This window comes from Kitasatospora sp. NPDC004799 (assembly GCF_040609095.1).
GTDB lineage: Bacteria > Actinomycetota > Actinomycetes > Streptomycetales > Streptomycetaceae > Kitasatospora.
In genome coordinates this window covers 1-1,836 of sequence record NZ_JBEXJK010000737.1, presented here as the reverse complement: position 1 = coordinate 1,836, position 1,836 = coordinate 1, and the positions used below count along the sequence as shown (strand labels likewise).

The following is a 1,836-nucleotide window of genomic DNA, read 5'->3' as shown; positions in this document are numbered from 1 at the left end:
GTTGGAGTCGGCGGGGCGGTTCTGGTGTTGCTGCTCGGGGCCTGTGCGAGCGGAGGTGCGGGCGGTTCCGTACCTTCCTGAAGGAGCGTCCGAGAATGCACCCCGAGAAGCCGACCGCCCCGCTGGCCGTCCCGCTGGCCGTCCTGCTGCGGGCCGTCCGCCACCCCGTCACCCGCTGCCTGGTCGCCTGCCTGGCCGGCGCCGTCGCGGCGGCCGCCGCCGAACCGGCCGGCTCGGGCGCCGCCGCCGGTGGGTGTCCGGCGCGCCGCGGCCGCTGAACACCCCCGGCGGGCCTATCGTCGGCCGCCATGCACGCGATCCTGCACGCACTGTCCATCGCCGGATCGATGACCTGGGAGATCACCTGGGCGCTGGTCCTCGGTTTCCTGCTCTCCGCTGTCGTCCAGGCCGTCGTCCACAAGTCGACGGTGGTCCGGCTGCTCGGCGACGACCGCCCGCGCACCCTCGCCGTCGCGGCCGGACTCGGGGCGGCGTCCTCCTCCTGCTCGTACGCGGCCGTCGCGCTGGCCCGCTCGCTGTTCCGCAAGGGCGCGAACTTCACGGCGGCGATGGCCTTCGAGATCGCCTCGACCAACCTGGTGGTCGAACTCGGCGTCATCCTGGCCCTGTTGCTGGGCTGGCAGTTCACCGCCGCGGAGTTCGTCGGCGGCCCGGTGATGATCCTGCTGCTCGCCGTGCTGTTCCGCCTGCTGCTGCGCGAGCCGCTGCTGCGGGAGGCCCGCGAGCAGGCGGAGCACGGCCGTGCGGGCTCGATGGAGGGCCACGCGGCGATGGACATGTCGGTGGCGGGCGAGGGCTCCTTCACCCGCCGGCTGCTGTCCCGCCCGGGCCTCACCGCGGTCTCGCACGTGTTCGTGATGGAGTGGGCCGCGATCCTGCGGGACCTGGTCGTCGGTCTGCTGATCGCCGGCGCGATCGCCGCCTGGGTGCCCGACTCCTTCTGGCAGGCCTTCTTCGTCGTCGACCACCCGCTGGCCGCCAAGCTCTGGGGCCCCCTGGTCGGCCCGCTGGTCGCGATCGCGTCCTTCGTCTGCTCGATCGGCAACGTGCCGCTGGCGGTGGTGCTCTGGAAGGGCGGCATCAGCTTCGGCGGCGTGGTCGCGTTCATCTTCGCGGACCTGCTGATCCTGCCGATCCTCACCATCTACCGGAAGTACTACGGCGGCCGGATGGCCCTCTTCCTCCTCGGCACCTTCTACACGGCGATGGCCCTGGCCGGGTACGCGGTGGAACTCCTCTTCGGCTGGGCCGGCCTCGTCCCCGACCAACGGAACGCGGAGATCCCGATGTCGGGCATCACGTGGAACTACACCACCTGGCTCAACATCGCCTTCCTCCTCCTCGCCGCCCTCCTGGTGACCCGCTTCCTCCGCACCGGCGGCGCCCCCATGCTCCGCATGATGGGCGGCACCCCGGGGAGCGATCACCCCTGACGCCATCCCGATTCAAGTACGCTCCACACCGGTGGACTTCACGCCCGTGACCGCGGACCTGACACGGACCGGGAACACCGCCGCGCTGCGCCGGATGCTGCCCGAAGCCCTGCCCTGGAGCACCTTCCTGCCCGACGGGGACCTCGACACCCTGCTCACCGACCTGGTCGACACGGCCCGGCGAACGGCGGCGCCGGACGACCTCGCCCCTGTCGCACTGCTGCTCACCCAGTGGAAGCACAGCGCCGAGGCTTACGCGGACCCCGCGCTGCACGCCCTCCTCACCCGCACCCCCGAGGGCGACCTCGGGCCCGTCCCCATGCCTGTCGCCGCCGAGTGAGTGGGCGGGAAGGGGTCTGCGCGAGAAGTCGGCCCGGCCGAC

General features: G+C 72.3%; 3 protein-coding genes. All 3 read left to right on the top strand.

Annotated features, from left to right (window positions below):
* Positions 1-95: 95 nt before the first annotated feature.
* The 3 genes from ABZW03_RS40385 to ABZW03_RS40375 are packed head-to-tail and all read left to right on the top strand — an operon-like array spanning position 96 to position 1,794.
* The gene (locus ABZW03_RS40385; RefSeq protein WP_355269806.1) at positions 96-278 is read left to right on the top strand and encodes a hypothetical protein; all 183 of its coding nucleotides are present in this window, start codon (positions 96-98) and stop codon (positions 276-278) included.
* A 30-nt stretch (positions 279-308) separates the two neighbouring features.
* The gene (locus ABZW03_RS40380) at positions 309-1,454 is read left to right on the top strand and encodes a permease (RefSeq protein ID WP_355269804.1); all 1,146 of its coding nucleotides are present in this window, start codon (positions 309-311) and stop codon (positions 1,452-1,454) included.
* 31 nt (positions 1,455-1,485) lie between these two features.
* Positions 1,486-1,794, top strand: a complete 309-nt coding sequence (locus ABZW03_RS40375) for a hypothetical protein (protein ID WP_355269802.1) — start codon at positions 1,486-1,488, stop codon at positions 1,792-1,794.
* The last annotated feature ends 42 nt before the right edge of the window (positions 1,795-1,836 follow it).